The organism is Mesorhizobium sp. RCAM 06353, assembly GCF_059683585.1.
This window is the reverse complement of the sequence record NZ_CM185031.1, coordinates 1,056,493-1,080,705: the sequence shown is the minus strand read 5'-3', so window position 1 is coordinate 1,080,705 and position 24,213 is coordinate 1,056,493. Positions and strand designations below refer to the sequence as shown.

The 24,213-nt window shown below is 63.4% G+C and carries 20 protein-coding genes, 1 tRNA gene and 1 pseudogene; 11 read left to right on the top strand and 11 right to left on the bottom strand.

Annotated elements, in window-relative coordinates; genetic code table 11:
• Positions 1-9 precede the first annotated feature (9 nt).
• The 9 genes and pseudogenes from AC56QX_RS04970 to AC56QX_RS04930 all read left to right on the top strand — a co-directional run bounded on the left by AC56QX_RS04970 (position 10) and on the right by AC56QX_RS04930 (position 12,461).
• Positions 10-1,350, top strand: a complete 1,341-nt coding sequence (locus tag AC56QX_RS04970) for an IS1380 family transposase (protein ID WP_497112851.1) — start codon at positions 10-12, stop codon at positions 1,348-1,350.
• Positions 1,351-1,522: 172 nt separating this feature from the next.
• Positions 1,523-1,657: pseudogene (locus tag AC56QX_RS04965) on the top strand (ABC transporter ATP-binding protein C-terminal domain-containing protein); the annotation flags it as partial.
• Positions 1,650-2,360, top strand: coding sequence for an ABC transporter ATP-binding protein (locus AC56QX_RS04960; protein ID WP_497114021.1), 711 nt, complete (start codon positions 1,650-1,652; stop codon positions 2,358-2,360). The pseudogene AC56QX_RS04965 and the gene AC56QX_RS04960, both read left to right, overlap by 8 nt.
• 7 nt (positions 2,361-2,367) lie before the next feature.
• Positions 2,368-3,255 carry a branched-chain amino acid ABC transporter permease gene (locus tag AC56QX_RS04955; RefSeq protein ID WP_497114019.1) on the top strand — a complete coding sequence of 296 codons (888 nt, stop codon included), beginning with the start codon at positions 2,368-2,370 and terminating at the stop codon, positions 3,253-3,255.
• Positions 3,256-3,277: 22 nt separating this feature from the next.
• Positions 3,278-4,249, top strand: a complete 972-nt coding sequence (locus AC56QX_RS04950) for a branched-chain amino acid ABC transporter permease (RefSeq protein WP_497114017.1) — start codon at positions 3,278-3,280, stop codon at positions 4,247-4,249.
• Positions 4,250-4,385: 136 nt separating this feature from the next.
• Complete coding sequence (locus AC56QX_RS04945; RefSeq protein WP_497114015.1) at positions 4,386-5,225, top strand: hypothetical protein; 840 nt, start codon at positions 4,386-4,388, stop codon at positions 5,223-5,225.
• 315 nt (positions 5,226-5,540) lie between these two features.
• Positions 5,541-7,418 carry a putative bifunctional diguanylate cyclase/phosphodiesterase gene (locus tag AC56QX_RS04940; protein WP_497114013.1) on the top strand — a complete coding sequence of 626 codons (1,878 nt, stop codon included), beginning with the start codon at positions 5,541-5,543 and terminating at the stop codon, positions 7,416-7,418.
• Positions 7,419-8,154: 736 nt separating this feature from the next.
• On the top strand, positions 8,155-9,261 hold the full coding sequence (locus AC56QX_RS04935) for an efflux RND transporter periplasmic adaptor subunit (protein WP_497117684.1): 1,107 nt from the start codon (positions 8,155-8,157) through the stop codon (positions 9,259-9,261).
• On the top strand, positions 9,258-12,461 hold the full coding sequence (locus AC56QX_RS04930; protein ID WP_497114011.1) for an efflux RND transporter permease subunit: 3,204 nt from the start codon (positions 9,258-9,260) through the stop codon (positions 12,459-12,461). Before AC56QX_RS04935 ends, AC56QX_RS04930 begins: the two co-directional genes overlap by 4 nt.
• A 32-nt stretch (positions 12,462-12,493) precedes the next feature.
• Here the strand turns inward: AC56QX_RS04930 and AC56QX_RS04925 are convergent, their stop codons facing one another.
• The 8 genes from AC56QX_RS04925 to AC56QX_RS04890 all read right to left on the bottom strand — a co-directional run bounded on the left by AC56QX_RS04925 (position 12,494) and on the right by AC56QX_RS04890 (position 20,375).
• Complete coding sequence (locus AC56QX_RS04925; protein WP_497114009.1) at positions 12,494-12,760, bottom strand: hypothetical protein; 267 nt, start codon at positions 12,758-12,760, stop codon at positions 12,494-12,496.
• 17 nt (positions 12,761-12,777) lie between these two features.
• A complete protein-coding gene (locus AC56QX_RS04920; protein ID WP_497114007.1) occupies positions 12,778-13,758 on the bottom strand; it encodes a 2-dehydropantoate 2-reductase in 981 nt (326 codons plus the stop codon).
• Positions 13,759-13,760: 2 nt separating this feature from the next.
• On the bottom strand, positions 13,761-15,287 hold the full coding sequence (locus tag AC56QX_RS04915) for an acyl--CoA ligase (protein ID WP_497114005.1): 1,527 nt from the start codon (positions 15,285-15,287) through the stop codon (positions 13,761-13,763).
• A gap of 279 nt (positions 15,288-15,566) precedes the next feature.
• The gene (gene ggt / locus AC56QX_RS04910; protein ID WP_497114003.1) at positions 15,567-17,153 is read right to left on the bottom strand and encodes a gamma-glutamyltransferase; all 1,587 of its coding nucleotides are present in this window, start codon (positions 17,151-17,153) and stop codon (positions 15,567-15,569) included.
• A gap of 131 nt (positions 17,154-17,284) precedes the next feature.
• Positions 17,285-17,977, bottom strand: coding sequence for an ABC transporter permease (locus AC56QX_RS04905; RefSeq protein ID WP_497114001.1), 693 nt, complete (start codon positions 17,975-17,977; stop codon positions 17,285-17,287).
• Positions 17,974-18,687: an ABC transporter permease gene (locus AC56QX_RS04900; protein ID WP_497113999.1), complete on the bottom strand. Its 714-nt coding sequence runs from the start codon at positions 18,685-18,687 to the stop codon at positions 17,974-17,976. The genes AC56QX_RS04905 and AC56QX_RS04900 overlap by 4 nt, the downstream gene beginning before the upstream one ends.
• Before the next feature lie 74 nt (positions 18,688-18,761).
• Positions 18,762-19,613: a transporter substrate-binding domain-containing protein gene (locus tag AC56QX_RS04895; protein WP_497113997.1), complete on the bottom strand. Its 852-nt coding sequence runs from the start codon at positions 19,611-19,613 to the stop codon at positions 18,762-18,764.
• A 90-nt stretch (positions 19,614-19,703) separates the two neighbouring features.
• Positions 19,704-20,375, bottom strand: a complete 672-nt coding sequence (locus tag AC56QX_RS04890) for a GntR family transcriptional regulator (protein ID WP_497113995.1) — start codon at positions 20,373-20,375, stop codon at positions 19,704-19,706.
• Between the two features lie 205 nt (positions 20,376-20,580).
• Between AC56QX_RS04890 and AC56QX_RS04885 the strand changes: the two genes are divergently transcribed.
• On the top strand, positions 20,581-20,937 hold the full coding sequence (locus tag AC56QX_RS04885; protein ID WP_497113993.1) for an FCD domain-containing protein: 357 nt from the start codon (positions 20,581-20,583) through the stop codon (positions 20,935-20,937).
• Between the two features lie 96 nt (positions 20,938-21,033).
• On the opposite strand, the gene AC56QX_RS04880 is transcribed toward AC56QX_RS04885, so the two are convergent.
• Positions 21,034-22,467, bottom strand: a complete 1,434-nt coding sequence (locus AC56QX_RS04880) for a LuxR C-terminal-related transcriptional regulator (RefSeq protein WP_497113991.1) — start codon at positions 22,465-22,467, stop codon at positions 21,034-21,036.
• Positions 22,468-22,529: 62 nt separating this feature from the next.
• Between AC56QX_RS04880 and AC56QX_RS04875 the strand changes: the two genes are divergently transcribed.
• Complete coding sequence (locus AC56QX_RS04875; RefSeq protein WP_497113989.1) at positions 22,530-22,940, top strand: hypothetical protein; 411 nt, start codon at positions 22,530-22,532, stop codon at positions 22,938-22,940.
• Between the two features lie 211 nt (positions 22,941-23,151).
• Here AC56QX_RS04875 and AC56QX_RS04870 read toward each other — a convergent pair whose 3' ends face one another.
• Together AC56QX_RS04870 and AC56QX_RS04865 are read right to left on the bottom strand one after the other, a co-directional pair.
• A complete protein-coding gene (locus tag AC56QX_RS04870) occupies positions 23,152-23,910 on the bottom strand; it encodes an SDR family NAD(P)-dependent oxidoreductase (protein ID WP_497113987.1) in 759 nt (252 codons plus the stop codon).
• Positions 23,911-24,002: 92 nt separating this feature from the next.
• Positions 24,003-24,079: transfer RNA gene (locus tag AC56QX_RS04865), tRNA-Arg, on the bottom strand.
• Positions 24,080-24,213 lie beyond the last annotated feature (134 nt).

Here is a 24,213-nt window from a genome sequence, read left to right as displayed (position 1 = left end):
ACACCCGCCATGAATGATCTTACCCTGCCGCTGAGCGGTTTGTCATCAGTGGGCGGCAAGTCCGTCGTCGCCCGTTTCGACGGCGGCATGTTGTCCTCCAACTGTGGCGTTCTGGTGCTGGCCGAGGTGGAAAAACGACTGCGGGTGGCCGACCGTCTGGCGCGTTGCATCGATGATCCGCGCTGCCCGGACCAGGTGGTCCACAGCCTGGCGGACATGATCGGCTTTCGCATGAAGATGATCGCCGCCGGCTATGAGGATGGCAACGACGCCAACCGGCTGCGCTCCGATCCGGTCTTCAAGATGGCCCAGGATGCGCTGCCGTCGGGTCGGGATCTGGCCTCGCAATCGACGCTGTGCCGGCTGGAGAACCTGCCCGGCGTGCGGGAGCTGGTCGCCATGGGGCGGGCGATGGTCGACCTCTATTGCGCTTCCTTCCGGCAGGTGCCGAAGCGGATTGTGCTCGACATCGACGACACGTTTGACGCCGTACATGGCGGCCAGCAATTGCGCCTGTTCAACGCGCATTACGACGAATACGGCTTCCAGCCGATCGTAGTGTTCGACGGTGCGGGCCGGTTCGTCAGCGCGATCCTGCGACCGGCCAGGCGGCCGCGCGGGGCTGAGATCTGCCCCCACCTGCGCCGCCTCGTGCGGGCGATCCGGAGCAATTGGCCGAACACACGGATCCTGATCCGGGCCGACAGCCACTACTGCGGTCCGCAGGTCATCGACTGGTGCCGCGCCAACGGTGTAGACTTCATCCTCGGCGTAGCGCCGACCACGACGCTGCGCGAGCATGTCGCGGACCTGGAAGCCCGCACGACGGCGCGCTTTGAAGCGTCGGCGAAATCGAACAAGGTCCGCCGCTTCAAGGAGTTCTTTGACGGCGCCGCCAGTTGGAGCCGCGTCGAGCGCATCATCGCCCGCGTCGAGGTCGGCGCCAAAGGAGCCGACACCCGCTTCATCGTCACCAATCTGACCAGTGGCAAGGCCAAGGCGCTCTACGAGGACCTCTACTGCCGGCGCGGCGCAGCCGAGAACCACATCAAGTCCTGGAAGACGCATCTTGCCGCCGACCGCACATCCTGCACAAGAGCGACGGCCAACCAGTTCCGGCTCTTCCTGCATGCCGGCGCCTACTGGCTAATGTGGGGCCTGCGCGCTGCGATGCCGAAACGCTCGAGCTTTGCCGTCGCCCAATTCGACACGCTGCGATTGCGCCTCATCAAAATCGCCGCGCGGGTGGTCGAGATCAAAACGCAAATCCGCCTGCACCTGCCGACATCCTGCCCCGACCAGCGTATTCTGCGCATCGTCCTCGACCGCATCCCGCGGCTCGCGACATAACCGCAGGGGCGCAGACGCCCCGAAACGAACCCGCCGACCGCAACCTGCAAACCCCGCCTGCCATCACGACGGATCACCGCCGCCGCCCGCCCAGGCTTGTCAAAATGCACCCACATCGCGACCAAATCGTCGCTTCAGGCCGCCGAAAACTCATCGCTGTGCATCAAGGCGGCTAACTGTCGTTGCCGATCTCTGCGACTGGATAACGGTCATGCAACGCGGCGAGGTGCTTGCGGCCGGCGACTACGCCACCGTCAGCCGCGATGAACGTGTGAAGGTCGCCTATATGGGCACCGCCGATGACTAGCGCCACGCCCCTGCTTGCGGTCCGCGGTCTCAACGCCTGGTATGGCGAGGGCCATGCGCTGCACGGCGTCGATCTTGAGGTGTCTCGCGGCGAGACGGTGACACTGCTCGGTCGCAATGGCGTCGGCAAGACGACGACGCTGCGCGCCATCATGGGGCTGATCCGCAAGCGAACCGGCGAGGTCGTCTTCGATGGCGCGGACCTGATGCGGTTGCCGCTGCATCGCACCGCGCATCAAGGCATCGGCTTCGTGCCGGAGGAGCGCGGCATCTTCGCGACACTGACGGTCGACGAGAATCTGGTCCTGCCGCCCGTTGTCGCCGAGGGCGGCATGAGCGTCGCCGAAATATTCGACCTCTTCCCCAATCTGAAGGAGCGGCGCAACAGTCCCGGCACGAGGCTGTCGGGCGGCGAACAGCAGATGCTGGCGATCGCCCGCATGCTGCGGACCGGCGTGAAGATGCTGCTTCTCGACGAGCCGACCGAGGGCCTCGCTCCCGTCATCGTCCAGCGCATCGGCGAGCTGCTGGTGACGTTGAAGAAGCGTGGCATGACGATCCTGCTGGTCGAGCAGAATTTCCGCTTCGCCAGCCGTGTAGCCGACCGCTTCTACCTGATGGAGCACGGCAAGGTCGTGGCCGGGTTCCCGGTCGGCGAACTGGCTGACCGCATGACGCAGCTCCACGAGGTTTTGGGGGTATGAGGACGCCATGACGATGATCTTCGGAATCCCTGTCCAGGCGCTCCTCGGCCAGTTGCTGGTCGGCCTGATCAACGGCTCCTTCTACGCCATGCTGAGCCTGGGTCTGGCCGTCATTTTCGGCCTGCTGCGCGTAATCAATTTCGCCCATGGCGCCCAGTATATGCTCGGCGCCTTCGTCGGTTATCTCTTGCTCACCTATCTCGGCATCGGCTATTGGCCCGCTCTCATCCTTGCGCCGCTGATCGTCGGCCTCTTCGGCATGGTGGTCGAGCGCCTGGCGCTGTCGCGGCTTTACGACACCGATCCGCTCTACGGCCTGCTCTTCACCTTCGGTCTCGCGCTCGTGCTCGAGGGTATATTCCGCTACTATTACGGCGTGTCGGGAAATCCCTACGCCGTGCCGTCGCTGCTTGCGGGCGGCACCAATCTCGGCTTCATGTTCCTGCCCAATTATCGCGGCTGGGTCGTGGTCGCCTCTGCGATCGTCTGTTTCGGAACCTGGGCGCTGATCGAGAAGACCAGGCTCGGCTCCTATCTGCGCGCGGCAACCGAGAATCCCCGTCTCGTCCAGGCCTTCGGCGTCAACGTGCCGTTGCTGCTGACGCTGACCTACGGCCTCGGCTCCGCCCTTGCCGGCCTTGCCGGCATTCTGGCCGCGCCCATCTATCAGGTGAGCCCGCTGATGGGATCGGATCTCATCATCGTCGTCTTCGCGGTCGTCGTGGTCGGCGGCATGGGATCGATCCTCGGCGCGATCGTCACCGGCTACATGCTCGGCCTCGCCGAGGGCCTGACCAAGGTCTTCTATCCCGAAGCCTCCAACCTCGTGGTCTTCGTCATCATGGCGATCGTGCTTTTGGTCCGGCCGGCCGGTCTGTTCGGAAGGGAAGCCTGACATGTCGGAAGGGACATCTGACATGGCAGGGCTGACGCTGCGCGAGACATCGGCCAGAACCTCGGGCTGGCTTGAATGGACGCTGGTCGGGCTCGGCATAGCGGCGCTGCTGGCGGCGCCATTTCTGGTCTATCCGATCTTCCTGATGAAGATGCTGTGTTTCGCGCTATTCGCCTGCGCGTTCAATCTCCTGCTCGGCTATACCGGCCTGCTGTCGTTCGGCCACGCCACCTTCTTTGGCGGCGCCGCTTATTTCACCGCGCATGCCGTCAAGGTGTGGGGCTGGCCGCCGGAAGCCGGCATCCTGCTCGGCATGGCGGGTGCGGCTTTGCTCGGCCTTGTCATGGGCTTCTTCGCCATTCGCCGGCAGGGCATCTATTTCGCCATGATCACGCTGGCGCTGTCGCAGATGTTTTTCTTCTTCTGCGTTCAGGCGCCCTTCACGCAAGGCGAGGACGGCATTCAGGGAGTGCCGCGCGGCATGCTGTTCGGCGTCCTCGACCTGAACGTCTCGCTGAACATGTATTATTTCGTGCTGGCGGTGGTCCTCATCGGCGTCTTCGCCATCTGGCGCATCGTCAATTCGCCCTTCGGCATGATCCTGCGCTCGATCCGCGAGAACGAGAACCGCGCGATTTCGCTGGGCTATTCCGTCGCCAATTACAAGCTCGGCGCCTTCGTCATGTCGGCGGCGCTGGCCGGGCTGGCGGGTTCCCTCAAGGCCATCGTCTTCCAGTTCGCCACGCTGACCGACGTCACCTGGCAGATGTCGGGCGAGGTGATCCTGATGACGCTGCTCGGCGGCATCGGCACGATGGTCGGGCCGATCATCGGCGCGAGCCTGGTCGTCGGGCTGGAAAACACGCTTGCCACCTCCGGCTTCCCTGTGACCATCGCCACCGGGCTGATCTTCATGGTCTGCGTGCTGGTCTTCCGGCGCGGTATCGTCGGCGAACTTTACGCGCGGCTTCTCAAGCGGCCCGGCAAAGACTGATCAGTTCCAGATCGACTGCGCGCGATTGAGGGGATCGCCAGGGAACGACGCGTCTGTCTACGTGGGTATAGACGAGTTCACTCATGCGCAATATGGATAGAGATGAGGCTGCTGTGGCGCTCGGGGGATCTGATCAATGACCGACAACAAGCCGGACGTTACCAAGGATTGGCAAGCGACGCAGGGCCAGAAGTCTTCCGCCACGCGTCTTCGCCTTTTCGCCGCACTCTCGTGGATCGTCGCCATTGGCGGCGAGATCTACGGGATTATTTTGCTTCGCCAAGGCAAATTCGACCAGGCACACCTGCCCTTGATCATCGGCCTTCTGGTCGGCATCGCGATTTTCGCGATCGCCGGCAACTTTCTGTGGAAGGCGGCCAACAGGCACGACCCGGCCCGCGCATCCGATACGGCCCGGTTCTTCTTCCAGAACCAGCTCGGCGCGATCATCACGCTGATCGCCTTCGTGCCGCTGGTCTTCCTGATTCTCTCCGACAAGAACATGGACCCGCAGACCAAGAAGGTTGCCGGTGGCCTCGGTGCTGTACTGGCCGTGGTCGCCGCGATAACGGGGGTCAGTCTCAAGCCTCCGTCTGTCGAGCAGTACACCCAGGACATGAACGCGTGCGCGACCCAGATCAAGACGGGGCAACCGACCACGGCCTGTTCGCCCGACGTCGCCGCCCAGGCGCAGCAGATCGCGACGGACTCGGCCGCGGTGACGGCCGCGACCCAGGATGCGAGCCACCCCGCCGGTCAGGATGTCGTCTACTGGATCGCGCCCGAAAACGGCGCCGCGAAGTCCTCTGAGCCGCATGTTTTCCACCTCTGCGCAGGCGTGAGTCCGCTGAAGGACAAGACCGTGAATAGCGGCTCCGTGACGGAGGCCTACGCACAGAACGCCATCCGCATCACCAAGCAGATCGATATGGAACAGAAGCAGTGCGGGTTTACCACCAAAGCCAGCACCAACTGAAACGCCCGCGATCGTCGGCGCCTCCAGCATCATTGTGCCAGCAAGCGCTCCGGGGTGCATTTGTGGGTATGTGGTCCGTCCGCCTCTGGCGGGCGGGCACAAGAACGCGATGTGACTGCCCAGAATCGAGCGATTGCGCCGTAAGCCGCTGAAATCCTTAACGTGATTTTCACCCCGCTAGCCTAGCTACTTGCCCCTATGAGGCACTCCGAGCAGCCTGTTCAAGGGTCCGCCCCTCAGGGGCAGGGTGAATCCGTGGAGGCCGGGATTCTCCGGGATCAGTTGACTGATCTGCGGACCGGGATCTTCATTTCGATGCCCATCGGCACGGTCCTCTCGGCCCTGATCCTGGCCGTGCAGATGCTTTCGGGCGGCGGCCTTGCCGCGGTGCTGTGGTTTGCGGCGGTCGGCGCAATAAATTGCGCACGCATAGCACTTGCTCTCTCTCAATCGGACAAGATCGACAGCCGGCTGAAACCGGTCGGTGCACGGCTTTCCGCCTATGGGTTGCTGGCTCTGGCGTCGGGCATCGCCTGGTCTTTTCTGGCGGTGCTGACCGATGGCTACACCACGCCCCAGGCGCCGATCTATCTGATCGTTCTCGCCGGCGCGTCGGCCGGTTCCGTCACCTACGGAACATCATACGCCCCGTCCTCGATCAGCTTCATGACGCTGCCGCTTTTGATCACCATCGGTTGCCTCTCAGCAAAGGGCGGTGTCGAGAATTATATTCTGGCTTTCACAGTCCTGCTTTTTCTCGCTGGAATGATCAGAAGCGCGCTTCTTGGACAAACCCGCTTCCGCGAGGCGAGCCGCCTCAAATACGAGGCGAAGGCGTTCGCCACCGAGATGGAGCGAAACTCCAGGCGGGATCCGCTGACGAATTTGCTCAACCGGTACGGGCTCGAACAGGCAATCCGCCAGCTCGGACTTGCCGACGGTCCGTTCGTGGCCATGCTGATCGACCTGGACGGCTTCAAATCCGTCAACGACACCTATGGTCACAATATCGGCGACGATTTGCTGGTCAGGGTTGCACGCCGAATAGAGAACCATGCGCCGCCAGGGGCAACCATTTCGCGCATCGGCGGAGACGAGTTCGTGCTGCTCTTTCCCGCCGGCAAATCCGTGCAGTCAACCGACGAACTTGCATCCTCGATCATCGCGGCCATCGCAAATCCGGATCCGGCGTTGAATTCGGTGCGCGTCGGCGCTTCGATCGGCATCTATGTATCGGAGAGACCACAATTGACGGAGATGCTGCTGCGGGCAGACTTCGCGCTTTATGCGGCCAAGCGCAGTGGCAGGAATGAATACCGTCTCTTCGATGCCGGGCTCGATCGCGGGCTCGAACGCAAGCACTGCATCGAACGCGATCTGCGCGGGGCCATCGAAACAGGCACGCTTTGCTCATGGTTCCAGCCCATGGTGCGACTGGACACGAATGCCGTCGTCGGCTTCGAGGCGCTGCTGCGCTGGCGGCACCCGGTTCATGGCCCCATTTCTCCGCCTGAGGTCGTCACCGCGGCGCGTGAAACCGGGCTGCTTTCCCTATTGACGGAAACCGTGTTCCTCAACTGCTGCGCCATGATTGAAGAGCTGGTGAGAAACGGGCGTCAGCATGTCCGGGTCGCGATGAACCTCTCGCCGCGCGAGCTCGAGGCAGGCAATGTCGATGAAATGATCCTCGACAGCCTCAAGACGAAGAATGTCCCTGTGTCGATGCTCGAGATAGAGATCACGGAAGAAGCGCCCGTGGATCGCGACAGAGTTGACGAAAAGCTGGAACGCCTGGCGGATGCGGGCCTATCGATTGTGCTGGATGATTTCGGCACCGGTTTTTCGACGCTGGTTTCGCTGAAGGACAGCCGAATCCGCAAGATCAAGATCGACAAGGACTTCGTTCGCGATCTCGCCAAATCCGTGGAAGATCAGGCCCTGGTCAAGGCAGTCATCGATCTCGGGCGAACGCTGGGAATGGAGGTGGTCGCCGAGGGGGTCGAAACGGACGCTGACCGTATGATCCTACGGTCGCTCGATTGCATGATCGCGCAAGGGTTTCTCTTCGCGCCAGCCCTTCCCATGCAGGATGCGCTGGCCTTCGACGCAGGCCGCCTCGACAGCTCCACCGCCGCCTTCTTTGATCCGGCAGTGGGCTTGCTGCGCAAATCCCAGACCGGCACCGTGGCTTAAGCAATAGCCGCACGCCGGCCGGCGGCAACCGGCGTCTCAATCCAGGCACAGATTCTCAACCTGTTGAAGGACCGGCAGCAGGAGACATGCTGTTCATCGGCCACGATCTGCCTGTGGTGGGCCGCGACCGGATCGCCGTGATGAGGGCGAAATCTGCGAACTGGGCCCGGCGGAGGAACTTGTTCGAGCTGCCGCGCCATGCCTGTAGGGGCGAGCCGCTGAGGCTGATCTTGAGGCTTTTAGTGGGAGTGGGGCGCGGCGGCAGGCATCTACGAGCGACCGAATAGTCGACGCGTATCAAGCTCGGATTGTTGAGACACATTCGGCAGCTTCCGCTTTGGATACGATAGGCGCCGATGTGCAGACGTCTCGAGGTGGGCCGGAAGCGGACGGTCCGGTTCTGGGACGAACCAGCCAGAAAAAGTGCCATTCCGCTGGCGCCCCATCTTGGCCGCTAGATCGCGACTGGCTTTAGCCCGGTGGCGGGGCAGCCACAGGATGGACATTTCAGCCCACATGGAAAATGATCATGTTGCCATGCACAACACTGCCGTGCTCTGATCTCGACGAGAAGCCTGAGCGTAGAAGCGTATCAACCGACCTCCGGGTCCAGCGAGCGGGGACGCAAATGGACACCCCAGGGAATGGGCAATTGCATCGCGACGCGGGCGGGCGACCCCATCGATCGGCCGGCTGGCTTGCCCGCGCCGCCGTGTCGGCGGCATTCCTGCTCGGCATGGCTTTCAGCAGCACAGCGTTTGCGCAGGACCAGCAGCTACCCGTGGTGACGGCGGCCAAGCCGGTGGTCCGTGAAATCGTCGAAGACGACGAGTTCGTCGGGCGCTTCGAAGCCGTCGACCAGGTCGCCATCCGTTCGCGCGTCAGTGGCTATCTGGACAAGGTCAGCTTCCATGACGGCGCACTGGTCAACAAGGGCGACCTGCTCTTCACCATCGACCAGCGTCCGTACCAGGCGGCTTATGATGCCGCCAAATCGCAAGTGGACGTCGCCAAGAGCCTGCTCGAATTCTCCAAGATGCAGCTGGATCGCGCCGACGAACTCGCCAAGACCGGCAATATCTCAACCGCGACGGTCGACGACCGGCGGCGGGAATACCTTTCGGCGCAGGCGCAGATGCAGGGCGCGACGGCTGCGCTGACGACGGCCAGCCTGAACTTGGAATTCACCGAGATCAAGGCGCCCTTGTCCGGCCGCATCGACCGCCGGCTGGTGTCGGTCGGCAACCTCGTGCAGCCGGATTCCACCTTGCTGACGACCATCGTCACGCGCGATCCGATCGACTTCTATTTCGACGTCGATGAGCGCCTGTATTTCAGCTACGCCCGCGACGCGAAGGCGCGTGGCGGCAGCATGCAGGAAGGCGCCGGCGGGCTCGATGTGGTGGTTCGCGTCGCCGACCGCGCGGAGGCAGTATTCAAAGGCAAGCTCGATTTTGCCGAGAACCGGATCGACAACGCGACCGGCACCATGCGGGTGCGGGCTACGTTTCCCAACGCCGACGGCGTTCTCCAGCCAGGCATGTTCGGGCGTATCAACGTGCCGGGGTCGCTGCCGCATAGCGGCGTGCTGGTGCCTGACGAGGCGATCGGCGCCGATCAGGATCGCCGCATCGTGTTCCTGGTGGATGAGGCCGGGATGGTGTCGGCGAAGCCCGTGCGCACCGGCCCGCGTCTCGACGGCTACCGCGTGATCCGCGAGGGCCTGACCGGCAACGAGACGATCATCGTCAACGGGCTGATGCACGCCAGGCCCGGCACCAAGGTGAAGGTCGAGATGGTGACGTTGCCGCCCAAGGCCGAGACCGCCGAGTTGCAGCAATGAGGTTCGCACATTTCTTCGTCGACCGTCCGATCTTCGCATCGGTCGTTTCGATCGTCCTGCTGATCCTCGGCGGGATTGCCTATACCCAGCTGCCGGTCGCGCAATATCCCGAGATCGCGCCGCCGACCATCGTCATTCGCGCGCAGTATCCGGGCGCCGACGCCGAGACGGTCGCAGCGACGGTGGCAACGCCGATCGAGCAGGAGATCAACGGCGTCGAGGGCATGCTCTACATGTCGTCCTATTCGTCGGGCGACGGGGCGATGGCGCTGACGGTCACCTTCAAGCTGGGCACCAATCTCGACCAGGCGCAGGTGCTGGTGCAGAACCGCGTGTCGGTCGCCGAGCCGCGCCTGCCCGAAGAAGTCCGCCGCCTCGGCATCACCACCACCAAGAGCTCGCCCGACCTGATGATGGTCGTGCACATGCTGTCGCCCGACAATACCTACGACCAGCTCTACGTCTCGAACTACGCCCGCTCTCGGGTGCGCGACATACTGCTCAGACTCGACGGCGTCGGCGACCTCATCATCTTCGGCGAACGCGAATATTCGCTGCGCATCTGGCTCGATCCGGAAAAACTGTCCGCCCTGGGGATGACCTCGGGCGATGTGGTGCAGGCGCTGCGCGACCAGAACGTCCAGGTGTCGGGCGGCTCGATCGGCGCGCCGCCGACCAACAGCGGCACGGCGTTCCAGTACACGGTCACTACGCAAGGCCGCTTCAACGACGCACGCGACTTCCGATACGTGATCGTCAAATCGACCGACGACGGGCGCCTGATCTCGCTGCAGGACGTGGCGCGCATCGAACTCGGCGCCAAGGATTACGTCACCAACTCCTATCTCAACGGCAAACCGGCGGTGGCGCTCGCCATCTTCCAGCGGCCGGGCACCAACGCGCTCGCCGCAGCCGCGGAGATCCAGGACAAGATGAAGGAGCTTTCCCGCGACTTCCCGAAGGGGTTGAGCTACGACATCGTCTACAATCCAACCGAGTTCGTCGCCGAGTCGATCCACGAGGTCTACAAGACGATCCTTGAGGCGATGTTGCTGGTCATTATCGTCATCATCGTCTTCCTGCAATCGTGGCGCATGGCGATCGTGCCGATCGTGGCGATCCCCGTGTCGCTGATCGGCACGCTGGCGGTGCTTTACGCCGCCGGCTTCTCGCTCAACATGCTGACGCTGTTCGGCCTCGTGCTGGCGATCGGCATCGTCGTCGACGATGCGATCGTCGTGGTCGAAAATGTCGAGCGCAATATTGCCGGAGGGCTGGCGCCCAATCCGGCGTCGCACCTGACCATGAACGAAGTCGGAACGGCCATCATCGCGATCTCGCTGGTGCTGATAGCCGTGTTCGTACCGACAGCCTTCATCCCCGGCATTTCTGGGCAGTTCTACCTGCAGTTTGCGATCACCATCGCCGTGTCGACGGCGATCTCGGCATTCAATTCGCTGACGCTTTCGCCGGCGCTGGCCGCACTGCTGTTCAAGCCGCACCACGCCGCGGCGGCGCCGCCGCGCTTTTTCCTGGCGCGGTTCGGACGGGCGCTCACCGACGGCTTCAATCGCGGCTTTGACAGGGTCGCCCATTGGTATTCGAGCATCATCCGCGTGCTGGTCGGCTCGCGGATAGCGATCACCGCCATGCTGGCCGTTTTCGCCGCCCTCATCTACGCCACGGTCTACATGGTGCAGACGGTGCCGCGCGGTTTCATTCCGTCGCTCGACCAGGGCTATGCGATCGTCGTCGTCCAGTTGCCGGACGGCGCCTCGCTGTCGAGGACCGATGCGGTCATTCAGCAGGCGTCACAGATCATCCAGAAAACGCCGGGCGTCGACTACGCAGTCGCCTTCGCCGGCTTCTCCGGCGCAACCTTCACTAACGCCAGCAACCAGGGCGTGATCTTCGCCAGGTTCAAGCCGTTTGACGAGCGACTGAAAGCCGGCCAGTCGGCGACCCAGGTCATCGGCAATCTGTTCGGTAGCCTGCAAAGCATCAAGGAAGCCTTCATTATCGCACTGCCGCCGCCGCCGATCCGCGGCGTCGGCAACGCCGGCGGCTTCAAGCTGCAGATCCAGGAGCGCAACAGCGCCGACATGCGGCAGATCCTGGCGCTTGCCTACGAAATCGCCGGCAAGGCCAACAAGACGCCGGGGCTGGCGGGCGTATTCACCACGTTCTCCGCGTCGAGTCCGCAATTCTTCCTGGCGATCGATCGCGACAAGGCGCGCATCCTGAACGTGCCGATCCCCAACATCTTCGAGACGCTGTCGATCAATTTGGGCACCGCCTACGTCAATGACTTCAACGCTTTCGGGCGCGTCTACCAGGTGCGGGCGCAGGCCGACCAGGCGTTCCGCCTCGATCGCGCCGACATCTTGAAACTGAAGGTGCGCTCGGCGACCGGCGCGCTGGTTCCGCTCGGCACGTTGATCGAGATCCGCGACGTCACCGGCCCGACGCTGGTCCAGCGCTACAACATGTACGTCTCGGTACCGCTGCAGGGCAACGCCGCGCCCGGCGTTTCCACCGGCGACGCGCTGGCATTGATGGAAGGGATCACGGCAAAGACGCTGCCGGCCGGTACCTCCTATGAATGGACCGAGCTGGCCTATCAGGAGCGCAACACCGGCAATGCCGCTGTCTATATCTTCGGACTGTCGGTGCTGTTCGTGTTCCTGGCTCTGGCGGCGCAATATGAAAGCTGGGTGCTGCCGTTCGCCATTGTGCTGGTGGTGCCGCTCGGCGTGCTCGCGGCGTTGCTCGGCGTGTCTTTCCGAGGGCTGGACAACAACATCCTCGTGCAGATCGGCCTCATCGTGCTGATCGGGCTTGCCGCCAAGAACGCGATCCTGATCGTCGAATTCGCGCGGCAGGCGCAGGAACGTGGCCTGTCGGCCGCCGAGGCTGCCGTCGAAGCCTGCCGGCTCAGGCTGCGGCCGATCCTGATGACCGCCTTCGCGTTCATCCTGGGCGTCGTGCCGCTGATGATCGCAACGGGCCCGGGCGCGGAAATGCGCCAGTCGCTCGGCACCGCGGTGTTCTCCGGCATGCTCGGCGTTACCTTCGTCGGCCTGTTCCTGACGCCGGTGTTCTACGTCACGCTCAGGTCGCTGTTTTCACGGCGCAAGCCCCGTGCCGCGGCCGAGCCTTCGGGGCCGGCAGAGGCACCATCCGAGACGGCCGCCGAGTAGGGTTACGAATTCGCCGCGTCGGGCGCGGCTTATCACTCCAGAAAATCGGCGCGATGCGGCAACGGCCACAATCTGCGCGACCTCGGCGTCGAGGTGCGGCGGAAACCCTGCTCGGTCTGATTCAGCCCAACAGCCGCATCCAGTTCAGCGGGACGATGCCGGGCGGCGAGGCCATTACGATCTTCTATCTGGTCGACAAGGCGGGGCTTGAGGGCGGCTGACCTCGTCGTTCCAGGGATTGTTTCGACGAGTTCGAGCAGTACCCGCCGGTCAATGATTTTGTGCAGGCAGCCCCACATGGCTCAGTCTGCCCCCCTCACCCATAACACCCGCTCTCCACCGCCAGCCGCCTTACCAGCGCCAGCACCGCATCGATCGTCGGTGTCGGCTTGTCCGTCAGCCGGCCAAGTTCCTGCACGGCTGTCACCAGCGCGTCGATCTCCATCGGCCGCCTGCGCTCCAGGTCCTGCAGCATCGAGGTCTTGTGTTCACCGACATCGCCGGCGCCCTTGATGCGCCGGTCGACCCCTATGGGAAAGCGTACGCCGAGGCTTTCGCCGATCGCTTGCGCTTCCAGCATCATGCTGCGGGCAAGCTGGCGGGTGCCGTCGTCGGCGACGATCGCGGCCAGCGTGGAGCCGGTCAGCGCCGAGATCGGGTTGAAGGAGAGGTTGCCCCACAGTTTTACCCAGATTTCGCTTCTGATGTCGTCGCGCACCGGTGCCTGCAGGCCGGCCTTGACCATTTCCTCAGCAAGTCGCGTCACCCGTTCGCTGCGCGCGCCCGAGGGTTCGCCGAGCGAGAAGCGTTTGCCTTCGACATGGCGGATGAGGCCGGGCGCATCGACCTCGATGGCGGGGTAGACGACCGAGCCGATGACGCGCTGCGGCCCGATCCGTTGCCAGATCGCACCGCCCGGATCGACCGCGTTCAGCCCGGTGCCTTCGAAGGACCCGCCAACGCCATGGAAATACCACCATGGCACGCCGTTCTGCATGGTGACGACGGATGTGTGGTCGCGGAGCAACGGCGCGATCTGGTCCAGCGCCGGGGTCAGCGAATGGGCCTTCAGCGCCAGCACGACGATGTCCTGCACGCCGAGTTCCTCGGCCTTGGCGGCGGCCCGGACGGGCGCCACCGATTCCTGGCCATCCTCGATCAGGCGAAGGCCGTCTGTCTGGATCGCTTCGAGATGCGCGCCGCGCGCGACGATCGACAGGTCGGTGCGGCCGGCGATCGCCAGCTTGGCGGCGAGATAGCCGCCGATCGCGCCGGCGCCAAAAATGGTGATCTTCATCGTCAAAGCCCGAGTTTGGCGGCAAGTCCGATGCGCTGCAGCTTGCCCGTCGCGCCCTTGGGGATCTCGTCCAAGATCAGCACCTTGCGCGGCACCTTGAAGTCGGCAAGCCGGGTCGCGGCATAGGCGCGGATGTCGTTCTCATTGGCGCTCATGCCTTCGCGCAGCACAACCGCTGCCGCCACCTCCTCGCCAAGCTTGTCATGCGGCATGGCGAAGGTGACGACCTGCGCAACCGCCGGATGGTCCATCAGCACGTCATCGACCTCGAGCGGCGAGATCTTTTCGCCGCCACGGTTGATGATCTCCTTGAGCCGACCGGTGACCCTGAGATAGCCGTCCTCGTCGAGCACGCCCTGGTCGCCGGTGTGGAACCAGCCATGCGCGAAGGCCGTGGCGTTGGCATCCGGGTTTTTTTCGTAGCCTGCCGTGACATTAGGCCCGCGAATGACGATCTCGCCGGTCTCACCGGCTGTCAGCAACCGCCCATCCGGTGCCATCACCGCCACGTCGGGGCCGGCGCCAGCGCCGACACTGCCCGGCTTGCGCAGGCCCGGCGGCAGCCGGTTCGAGGCCATCTGGTGCGCGGCCTCGGTCATCCCGTAGGATTCGATCACCGGGCAGCCGAAGGTTGCTTCCAGTTCGCCCATCACTTGCGCCGGCAGCGACGCCGAGGACGAGCGGATGAAGCGCAGGCGCGCGGACTCCAGAACCTCCGCATTGCGGGCCGCACGGGGCAGGATCGCCTGGTGCATGGTCGGCACCGCCGTGTACCAACTCGGCTTAGCGTCTCCCAGCCACTGGAAGAAGCGCAGCGCGTTGAAGCCCGGCGTGCAGTAGATGCTGCCGCCCGCTGCCAGCGACGACAGCACCGCCGCGATCAGGCCATGAATGTGGAACAGCGGCATGATGTTGAGGCAGCGGTCATCGGCGGTCAGGCCGAGGGTTGCGCCAATATGGGCTGATGAGGCCGCGATGTTGGCATGGCTGAGCGGCACCAGTTTTGGCCGCGATGTCGTGCCCGATGTGTGCAGCAGAAGCGCCACGTCGTCGTCCAGCGCCATATCGGGCGCTGCCTGCGGGCCGATTGCCGCGCCCTCGATGGTGAAACTGCCGGCAGGGGTATCGGGCGAAACGACAAGCCGCAGCACGCCGATGCCGAGCCGTTCGGCCACCGCCACCGCCGGACCTGCCTCGTTCTCCGCGACAAGGATCGCCTTGGCGCCGATGTCGGTCAGGTAGAAATCGAGTTCATCCGCGCGGTAGGCAGGATTGAGCGGCGCCGTCGAGGCGGCGGCGGCCACGGCAACAAAAGCGGCGGCCATCTCCGGCCCGTTCGGCAGCACGATCGCCACCCTGTCGCCCCGGCCGATGCCGAGCGCATGCAGCCGCTCCGCCGTGGCCGCGATCAGGCGGCGCAGTCCGCCATGGGTGAGGGGGGCTCTGTCGGGCGCCAGGATCGCCGGAGCGTCATCGACGCCGGCGGCGAGACGGCGGGAAAGGTCTGGGTGGGTTTCAGTCTGGGTCATGGTCACCGACTATGTTTCAAACGACTGCTTCTAGAAAGCCCAGGACACGATACGGTCCGGACAATTGTCGACGTTGCGCTGCCCCTCATCCACCCTTCGGGCACCTTCTCCCCGTGAACGGGGAGAAGGAAAGATGGACGTGCCGCCGGCGCCTTTTTTTCCAACGCTAGGAGTTGGCGAAACGGTCGGCGTCAGCTCTTTCGCCCCGTTTACGGGGAGAAATGCCCGGCAGGGCAATGAGGGGCGGCGCCGACGTTCGGGAATTTCTCCCGGCCACCATCAATATCCCAGCGCCATCCCATCCTTGCGCGGATCGGAAGCGCCGGTGAGCGTGCCTTTCTCCCAGTCGATCAGCACCACTTGCCCGCCGCCAAGCGGGTGATGCGGCTCGGCGATGCGATGGCCGCGCTTGCGCAGGCCTTCGATCGCCGCGGCGGGAACGCTGCGCTCGGCCTCCACAGTGTCATCATTGTAGAACACACGCGGCGCATCCAACGCCTGTTGCGGGTCCATGCCGAAGTCGATCATGTTGGTCAGGAGATGGACATGGCCGAACGGCTGGTAGCCGCCGCCCATGACGCCGAACGGCATCACCACGCGACCGTTCTTCGTCGCCATGCCGGGCATGATCGTGTGCATCGGCCGCTTGCCGGGCGCGATCGCGTTCGGATGCGCCGGGTCGAGGCGGAAGCTCGAGCCACGGTTCTGCAGCACGATGCCGGTCGTCGGACCGACGACGCCGCTGCCAAAGGAATAATAGGTCGAGTTGATGAAGGAGACCGCATTGCGGTCGCGGTCGACGATCGAGATGTAGACCGTGTCGCTGCCCGGCAGGTCCAGGCGCGGCAGATGCGTCATGGCGCGGTCGCGGTGGATCTCGGCGCGCAGCCGGTCGGCATAGGCGCCGGAAAGGAGCTGTTTTGTCGGCACATGAACCCGGTCCTGGTCGCCGACGTAGCGGTCGCGGTCTTGATAGGCCAGGCGTCCGGCCTCGATCTCCAGATGCAGGCGCTCGGCGCCATTGGGGTCGAGCCCGCCGAGCTTGAAGCCGGACAGCACGTTCAGCATAAGCAGCGCCGTCAGCCCCTGATTGTTCGGCGGCATCTGGTGGATGTCATGGCCGCCATAGGCGGTGCTGACCGGCGCAACATAGTCGCCCTTGGTCGCGGCGAAATCCTCGTGCGAATGCAGTCCGCCCAGTTCCTTGAGCCGGCGCACCATGTCGTCTGCGACAGCGCCTTCGTAGAAGCCGGCGCGGCCCTGTTTGGCGATCACCCGCAAGGTGGCGGCGAGTTCCGGCTGGCGGTGGACATCGCCGGCCTTCGGCGCTTGGCCGCCTGGCAGGAAGATGCGCGATGCATGTTCGTCGGCCGACAGGTCGGTTTCCGGTTCGGCCCAGTCGAAGGCGACGCGGTCATGCACGACATAGCCATTCTCGGCATAGTGGATGGCCGGCGCCAGCACCTCGGCCAGGCTCTTGCGGCCATGGTCTTCCAAGAGCCGGCTCCAGGCATCGACCGCGCCAGGTACCGTCACCGCATGCGGCCCCTGTTTCGGAAGCTCGCTGAAACCCTTGTCCAGATACCAGTCGACGGTGGCGCCCGCGGGCGCGCGGCCCGAACCGTTGAAGGCCAGGACCTCGCCTTGTCCTCCGGGCGAATAGAGGACAAAACAATCGCCGCCGATGCCGGTCGATTGCGGCTCGACCACGCCTTGCACTGCGGCGGCGCAGACGGCGGCATCCATGGCATTGCCGCCGGCGCGCAGCATGTCGATCGCGGCAAGGGTCGCAAGCGGATGCGAGGTCGCGGCAAGCGCTTCTGTGGCACGAACCGGCGAGCGGCCGGGAAACTGGAAATCACGCATTCTGTCTTTGTATCCCTTGGTCTGATGGATGCGACGTTGCCGCCATGGCGTAACACGACACGGCAACGGATCGCTTCGGCTTCTCGACACTGCGCATTTTTGCCAATTCTCCTCGTTACGCCAGACGCGTATCAGGCTCGGACCCGATAAGGCGTTAGCCAGGTTTCCAGCGCGTTCAGTGCCGAGATGATCGTGAAATTGATGGTGAGATAGATCGCACCCGCGGCCACGAAAACCTCTACGGCGCGATAGGTCTGCGAAATAAGCCCCTGGGCGATGCCCGTCACTTCCATCAGGGTGACGATCGATGCAAGCGACGTACCCTTTACCATGAGGACGATCTCGTTGCTGTAGCTCGGTATGGCTTGGCGCAGCGCCAAAGGCAGAACCACGAGGCGCAGGGTCTGGAGCCGTGTCATGCCGAAGGCAGAGGCCGCCTCGACAAGGCCGCGCGGCACACCCTGTATCGCACCCCGCAGGATTTCGCTGCCATAGGCCGCGGTGTTGAGACTGAGCGCGATGATGGCGCACCAATAGGGCTCGCGAAACAGCCACCAGAGCCCAACTGCCTGAAGTGTGGGGCGGAACTGGCCGAGGCCGTAATAGATGAGGAATATCTGGACGAGCAATGGCGTGCCGCGAAAGACGGCAACGAAGGAGCGTATGGGCCAGACCAGCATCCGATGGTTTCCCTGCTGCGCCAGTGCGAGCAACAGGGCCAAGGCAAAGCCTATTCCGATCGACAACCCCGCAAGTTGCAAGGTCAACGGCAAGCCGGAGAGAAGGGTGGGAATGATCTCGACAAAGAAGGCGAAGTCGATCATGCGTGGACCATGCCTCGCCACGCCCGTGCCTCGCCATAGCGGAAGACCGATCCGGTCGCGGTAGCGATGAGGAAATACAGCGTCGCGGCTGCTACATAGAAGACGAAGGGCTCCCGCATCGATCCCGCGCCGATCTGAGATTGCCGCATCAATTCCACCAAGCCGATCACGGAGATCAAGGCCGAATCCTTGAGCACAAGCTGCCAGACATTTCCGAGGCCCGGCAGGGCGTGCCGCATCAGTTGAGGCACGATGACGAGACGCAGCAATTGGAACCGGGACAGGCCGAGCGCCTTGCTAGCCTCAAACTGGCCGAGATCGACGGCGAGATACGCTCCGCGATAGACCTCGGCTTGATAGGCGCCCGAAATGATGCCGATCGCCAGGACGCCAGTCGCAAATGTCGGCAGCCCGACGAAGCCTGCGCTGCCGAAGAATTTACCGATCTCAGTCAATGCTATGCTGCCGCCGTAGTAAAGCAGGTAGATCGTCAACAGATCGGGCACACCCCTGAACACCGTGCCATAGCCCTTGGCGACCCATGACGGTAAGGCTCTCGTGGAGAGCCGGCCTCCTGCTGCAACCGCGCCGAAGAGAGCGCCGAGCAGGAAGCCGAGGACTGACAGCGCAAATGTCACGCCAGCTGCCAGCAGCAGGGCTCCGCCCCAGCCGCCCTTGCCCACGGAAAGGATATGGAGTGCGTCCGTCATGTGAAACCTGATCGTTCAGCGCGGCACCCGGCCGATCGGTTGGTACCAATCGGCCGGACAGAATACACACGTGGCTACTTGACCGGTGTCACGTCCGTTTTCACCCATTTTTCCGAGATGCTTTTGATGGTCCCGTCGGCAATGGCGGCGCTGATCGCGTCGTTCAGCATTTCCTTGAGCTTGGCGTCTTCCTTCCTGAGTCCCGCACCCGTTCCCGCGCCGAACAAGCCGCCGACAAAGCCCGGACCTGCAACCGTGAAGCCCGAGAATTCGGGCTTTGCGAGCGTCGCGGCGAGCGCTGTCTTCTGAGCGAATATTGCATCGATGCGGCCCGCGGCCAGATCGAGATCGTGCTGCTCGGTCGTCTTGTATTCGCGAATCTCCACCGTGTCGCCGAAGTATTTCTTGACGAATTCGAGCATGGCCGTGGCCGCCTGGACACCGACTACCTTGCCCTTCAGCAGGGGCTTCAACTTGTCGATCGCGGCCTTGGAAGCCGCCTCATCGTCCAGTTTGAATTTCTCGGTCGAAGCGCCGAGCTTCCCCAGGTCGCTATCCTTGGCGGCTGCGAACCCGCCCGGGTCGATCGCATAAGGCTGGGTGAAGTCGATGGTCTCGAGGCGTTTCGGCGTGATGAACATGCTGGCCATGATCACATCGAACTTGCCGACCTTCAGCGAAGGAATAAGTCCGTCCCAGTCCTGAGCGATGATGGTGCATTTGACCTTCATCCGCTCGCAAAGATTGTTGGCGAGTTCGATCTCCAGTCCGTCGAGCTTGCCGTCTGCGTTGGTGAAGTTCCACGGCGCGTAGGCGCCCTCCGTGGCGATGGTTATGGCCTTGGGCGCGTCCTCGGCCAATGCGGTGTGCATGAAGCCGAACATGCTGAGTGCGGCCGCAACTGCGGCCAAACGACAAACTTTCATGTGGTTCCCCTTTTTTGATAGGCTGATCGAGCTGTTCCTACGTCCGGCCGCATTGCCGGTTCGAGGCCATTCTTGTCCGGCCGGCGTTCGTCACCGGCTCGGACTCACGAACTCGGCCAGCATCGGTGCTGTGCTGAGAATGTGATCCTGCATCACCTTTTCCGCGTGAAGTTCGTCGCCTGAACGCAAGGCCGCGATCACGGCGGCATGCTCCTCGCGCGCAGAATGCGGCTTGTCACAGTCGTCGAACCAGATGCGCATGTAGGGCTCTATCACCACATGCAGCGCCGATATCTGGTGGATAAGCTTGGGCCTCCGGCTTAGCGCACAGATACGGCCATGGAATTCCTGGTGACGGACCACCCAGTCGCTGCTCCCGCTCTGACCCGCGCGTTCCATGCGCTCGAGCAGGCGATCGAGTTCCTCGAACTCCTCCTCATCGATCCGGGGCATCGCCAGCCTTACGGCCAGTCCCTCCAGAACCGAGCGAATTTCGAAAATCTCGTAAAGCTCATCGACCGTCAGGCCTGCGACCACGCATCCACGATTGGGCCGCAGAACCACCAGCCCGTCCGAGGCCAGGCGCCGAAAGGCTTCCCGCACCGGCATGCGACTCATGCCGATCTCGGCGGCAATCTCCTCCGGAATAAGCCTGTCGCCCGGTTTGTAGCGGCCGAGGCGAAGGGCTCTATGAACGTGCCTGTACGCCTCTTCCTCAGCAGTGGCGGACATCTGTGGCTCTGCCGAAAAGGCTGCTGGCACGGGGCACCTGAAAGTATTTTTGTATCCACGTATTATCAAATCCACATTTTATCTCATCGTCAAGACCCCGGTGCCGACGTTCAGAAGCCGATACCGGTGCCGTGCACCACCGGCACGATTTGTTTCGGGTCGGGCGAGTCTTCGGGATGGTTCCAAACTGGCGGCGGCCGCCGCGACCGAGAAGGACAAGACCCGGCTGCGCGCTATGCTGGCCAAATGCGAGCGGCTGGCCGCCATTCCGGACCGCACCACGCGGGAAAAATTCCAGGAACTGGAAGTCGGCATCGACCTGCACCGCGTCATCGCCGAGATCAGCGGCAACGTCATGCTGTGCGGCATCCTCGACAAGTGCCAGCACTATGTCTGGACCGAATTGTTGTGGCTCGACGAATGGAAGATCGCCCGCGATGAGCATGCCGAGATCGTCGAAGCGATCTGCGTCGGCGATGCCGCCCGCGCCGGCGCCCTGGCCCGCGCCCATGTGCGGAACTCGCGCGACAACGTGCTGCGCCTGCTGCAGGCGAAGTCGGATTATCAGAGCTTTCTGGCGAAGGCCTCGTGAGCAGAACCTTGCTCCAAGCGACCGCGGCGGCGGTGTGGTGCCGGACCGCGCTCCAACGAACGCGTCATGGCGACGGTCGATAAGTAGAAAGTGCCCTCACGGCAGCATTGCCAGCTTTGCAGCGTTGCGAATAGCTTTGACGGCGTCGGGGTTCGTCACCGGATAGCCGGCGATAAAGCGTTCGACCGAAAAGCTGGGGAATTCAGCCTTCAGGCGCGTAGCAATCCTGGTCACCTCGCCGGCCTCGCCTATGACCGCGTGCGCTAGCGCTAGGAACATCAACACATTCGGAGAGTCCGGTGAACTTCTGCGCAGCGCAGCGATGGCTTGCCTGTGGCTGCCGGCGGCGAACAGGATGCGACCTTGCATGCCGAAATACCAGGGCGGCGCCAATGGGTTGAGGCGCATGGCGCGCTCCATCAGCGAGATCGCGTCGGACGGATCGCCGGTGACAAGCGCCCTGCTGCCAGCCAGCAGCGCCAGCGTGTCGGCATGGTTGGAGCCGAATTCGAAGGCTCGCCGGTAAGCGCGCTCCGCTGCCTCGAAATCGCCCAGGCATCCCATGAGATCGCCGAGGCAAGTCTGGACGCTGCTATCCATTGGGTCGAGCCGAAGTGCATTTTCGACCGCTGCCCGCCATCTCTCGGTCGCTCCCTTCAGATCGCCGCCGAAACCGTTGCAGTACTCGATCGAATAGGCGTAGGCGAGCTCGACCCAGGCTCTGACCAAGGTAGGGTCGAGTTCAAGCGCGCGTGAAAACAGCCGAATTGCCTCTGCGTTGCCGGAGCGGCTGAACGTGTTGTGCTGTTCGCCGCCAAGCAGATAGAGGTCATAGGCGCGCAGGCTTGCGGGCGGCTTGCGGCGAATGGCGTTGCGGCCGACGATGGAGATCGCCCCGCCGCATCCGGCCAGCACGTTGATGACGCTGTTGGTCAGCCTGTCCTGCAGGGTGAACACGTCCTCTAGCGGGCGCTCGAAGCGATCTCTCCACAGGCTGACGCCGTTCAGCGCATCAGCCAGTTCGATCGTTAGCCGAACCCGCCGGTCGTCGGCTCGCAACTGGCCCGAGACGATGTAGGTGGCGCCCAGCGCCTTGCCGTCGGACGCAAAGTCTGTGGGCTTGCTGCCCAGTGCTTTCATCGTGTGAAAAGCGATGACTGGCAGATCCGCGTAACGCGCCAGGTCGATGCTGATGTCCGACGACAGGCCGTCGGCAAAGCGGCGCCAGCGCTCCTCTGAGTTGAGGCTCTCGATCGGGAATATCGCAAGCACTGGCGAGGCATCAGGCAAGGATGGAAGTGCGCCGGGCTGTGCGGAGCCAGGGCCGTTGAAGTGCGATGCAAGCGCTATCTTGTTGTTGACGCCAAGCTTGTCATAGATCGCGGCGAGATGGGTGCGGACGGTCGAAGGGGCGATGAACAGCGCCTCGCCGATTTCGCGATAAGTCAGGCCCGAGGCAAATTTTTCCGCCACCGCGCGTTCGCGGTCCGATAGCGCGTCAGCCGGTGAAGACGTCGCGATGCGGTTCATCGAGAAGCTTCCTGCCATCGGATAGGCACGGTTTCAACCAGTACCGCCGCAAAATACTACAAATGCGGGAGGCAGAATACTGCACCTGCCCGATCCCTCCGCAGGCACACGCGATGCAAGGTCACGGCCTGCAGCAACGCGCTGCAAATCAGCCAAGCGAGGTTCCGATGCGTCCTGTTGCAATGGTGCTGGCCTGCGCGATCCTGGGTTTTCCCGCCCTGTCGCCGTCTTTTGCAGGCGGATGCAGACAACTGCTGGAGTCGGATGTGAAAATCGCCAGCATGGTTGCCTATGCCAACATCCTGGCCAATGCTGCTCGCAACGGCTGGGATTACACGCCTGAATCGATCGTCAGCGGCTCAAAGCGGCATTTCGAGGAGTTGAAGGTCCAATTGATCGCCGTCGGCTATGAGATCGTCCCTGTCGGCGCTCACCCGTATTGCGCCCGGCTGAATAAGCTGGCCGCCGGCTAGCTGGCAACTGGCGATCCACCTTTGCAGCGCGAGGCTTGTTGGCGCAAAGCATCGTCCTGGTCGCAAACCCCTGCGCCTTCAGGATGCGAAGCGCTTCGTCATAGCCGAACTTCTCGAAGTCCCACGACCTGACGTCCTCGACCGGCACGATACCGGGGCGTCACCTGAACTGGTGCATGGCCTCGACATAGGCCTCCCGCTCGGCCGGCCTTCAGCCCTTGTGCTCCTGAAGGCTGTTGCCGCCGTCGACCACCAAAAGCGCGCCGTTGACATAGCTGGCCCCTTCGGACGCCAGGAACACCACGGCCGCGGCCACTTCATCCGGCCGCCCCGCCCGCGCCGGCGGCGTATGCAGGGCCGCCATCCGTTCCATCTCGCTCGACGAGCCCGTTGCGATCCAGCCGGGCGCCACCGCGTTGACGGTTATGCCGTGTCTCGCCACTTCGAGTGCCAGCGTGCGCGTCAGGCCGACCATGCCGGCCTTGGCGGCGGAATAGGCTGATGTGCCCACGAAGGACACCAGCGGCCCGGTGACCGACGCCACATTGACGATGCGCCCATAGCCCGCTTCGACCATTCCCGGCAGGAACGCATGGGTGACCAGAAACGCCGTCTTCAGGCTGACCTCGATGCCTTGATCCCAGTCGGCCTCGGTCATCGCAACAAAAGTCTTGTCGACCGAGGGTGACGCCAGCGAGCCCATGCCGGCATTGTTGACCAGTATGTCGACGGCGCCGACCTCAGCCCGCAGCCGCGCGACATCGGCGGCCTTGGTGAGATCGGCGACCACGGCCTTGGCAGCGATGCCCTCGGCACGAAGCTTGGCGGCGCGATCAAGCACGCGCGCGCTGGCGCCGGTGAGGAACACGGCATGGCTGGTGTGACCGAGCTGGCGGGCAATGGCAAAGCCGATGCCGTCGGCGGCTCCGGCTCCGGTGATCAGGGCGCGCTTGATGTTGGAGGAAGTCATGGCTCAAGTCAGCTCCGCTGGTTCCGCCTGTCGCTCTCAGTCAGACAGCAGCGGTCGCAATCGCCGAACCATATAATCCATGGAGTGAGATTTGGCGCGCCCGAAGAGATTCGAACTCCTGACCCCCAGATTCGTAGTCTGGTGCTCTATCCAGCTGAGCTACGGGCGCGCATCAGGCCATGTTTTCAACGGCCCCGCGATCCGATCCCAAGGACCGGCCGCGATGTGTGCAGTTCCCTAACGACTGAATTTGCGAAAAGCAAGTCGATCCGGCAAAAGTTTTGTCGTGAGTGTGTCATCCAG

Bases quoted from the DNA above. Each gene is read 5' to 3' on its own strand.
- ggt (WP_497114003.1), bottom strand. From the start codon at position 17,153: ATGCGTGATTTCCAGTTTCCCGGCCGCTCGCCGGTTCGTGCCACAGAA.
- AC56QX_RS04950 (WP_497114017.1), top strand. From the start codon at position 3,278: ATGGCAGGGCTGACGCTGCGCGAGACATCGGCCAGAACCTCGGGCTGG.
- AC56QX_RS04925 (WP_497114009.1), bottom strand. From the start codon at position 12,760: ATGTGGGGCTGCCTGCACAAAATCATTGACCGGCGGGTACTGCTCGAA.
- AC56QX_RS04885 (WP_497113993.1), top strand. From the start codon at position 20,581: ATGCTGGCCAAATGCGAGCGGCTGGCCGCCATTCCGGACCGCACCACG.
- AC56QX_RS04935 (WP_497117684.1), top strand. From the start codon at position 8,155: ATGGCTTTCAGCAGCACAGCGTTTGCGCAGGACCAGCAGCTACCCGTG.
- AC56QX_RS04960 (WP_497114021.1), top strand. From the start codon at position 1,650: ATGACTAGCGCCACGCCCCTGCTTGCGGTCCGCGGTCTCAACGCCTGG.
- AC56QX_RS04870 (WP_497113987.1), bottom strand. From the start codon at position 23,910: ATGACTTCCTCCAACATCAAGCGCGCCCTGATCACCGGAGCCGGAGCC.
- AC56QX_RS04915 (WP_497114005.1), bottom strand. From the start codon at position 15,287: ATGACCCAGACTGAAACCCACCCAGACCTTTCCCGCCGTCTCGCCGCC.
- AC56QX_RS04920 (WP_497114007.1), bottom strand. From the start codon at position 13,758: ATGAAGATCACCATTTTTGGCGCCGGCGCGATCGGCGGCTATCTCGCC.
- AC56QX_RS04875 (WP_497113989.1), top strand. From the start codon at position 22,530: ATGCGGGAGGCAGAATACTGCACCTGCCCGATCCCTCCGCAGGCACAC.
- AC56QX_RS04880 (WP_497113991.1), bottom strand. From the start codon at position 22,467: ATGAACCGCATCGCGACGTCTTCACCGGCTGACGCGCTATCGGACCGC.
- AC56QX_RS04900 (WP_497113999.1), bottom strand. From the start codon at position 18,687: ATGACGGACGCACTCCATATCCTTTCCGTGGGCAAGGGCGGCTGGGGC.
- AC56QX_RS04940 (WP_497114013.1), top strand. From the start codon at position 5,541: ATGCCCATCGGCACGGTCCTCTCGGCCCTGATCCTGGCCGTGCAGATG.
- AC56QX_RS04955 (WP_497114019.1), top strand. From the start codon at position 2,368: ATGACGATGATCTTCGGAATCCCTGTCCAGGCGCTCCTCGGCCAGTTG.
- AC56QX_RS04945 (WP_497114015.1), top strand. From the start codon at position 4,386: ATGACCGACAACAAGCCGGACGTTACCAAGGATTGGCAAGCGACGCAG.
- AC56QX_RS04895 (WP_497113997.1), bottom strand. From the start codon at position 19,613: ATGAAAGTTTGTCGTTTGGCCGCAGTTGCGGCCGCACTCAGCATGTTC.
- AC56QX_RS04905 (WP_497114001.1), bottom strand. From the start codon at position 17,977: ATGATCGACTTCGCCTTCTTTGTCGAGATCATTCCCACCCTTCTCTCC.
- AC56QX_RS04930 (WP_497114011.1), top strand. From the start codon at position 9,258: ATGAGGTTCGCACATTTCTTCGTCGACCGTCCGATCTTCGCATCGGTC.
- AC56QX_RS04970 (WP_497112851.1), top strand. From the start codon at position 10: ATGAATGATCTTACCCTGCCGCTGAGCGGTTTGTCATCAGTGGGCGGC.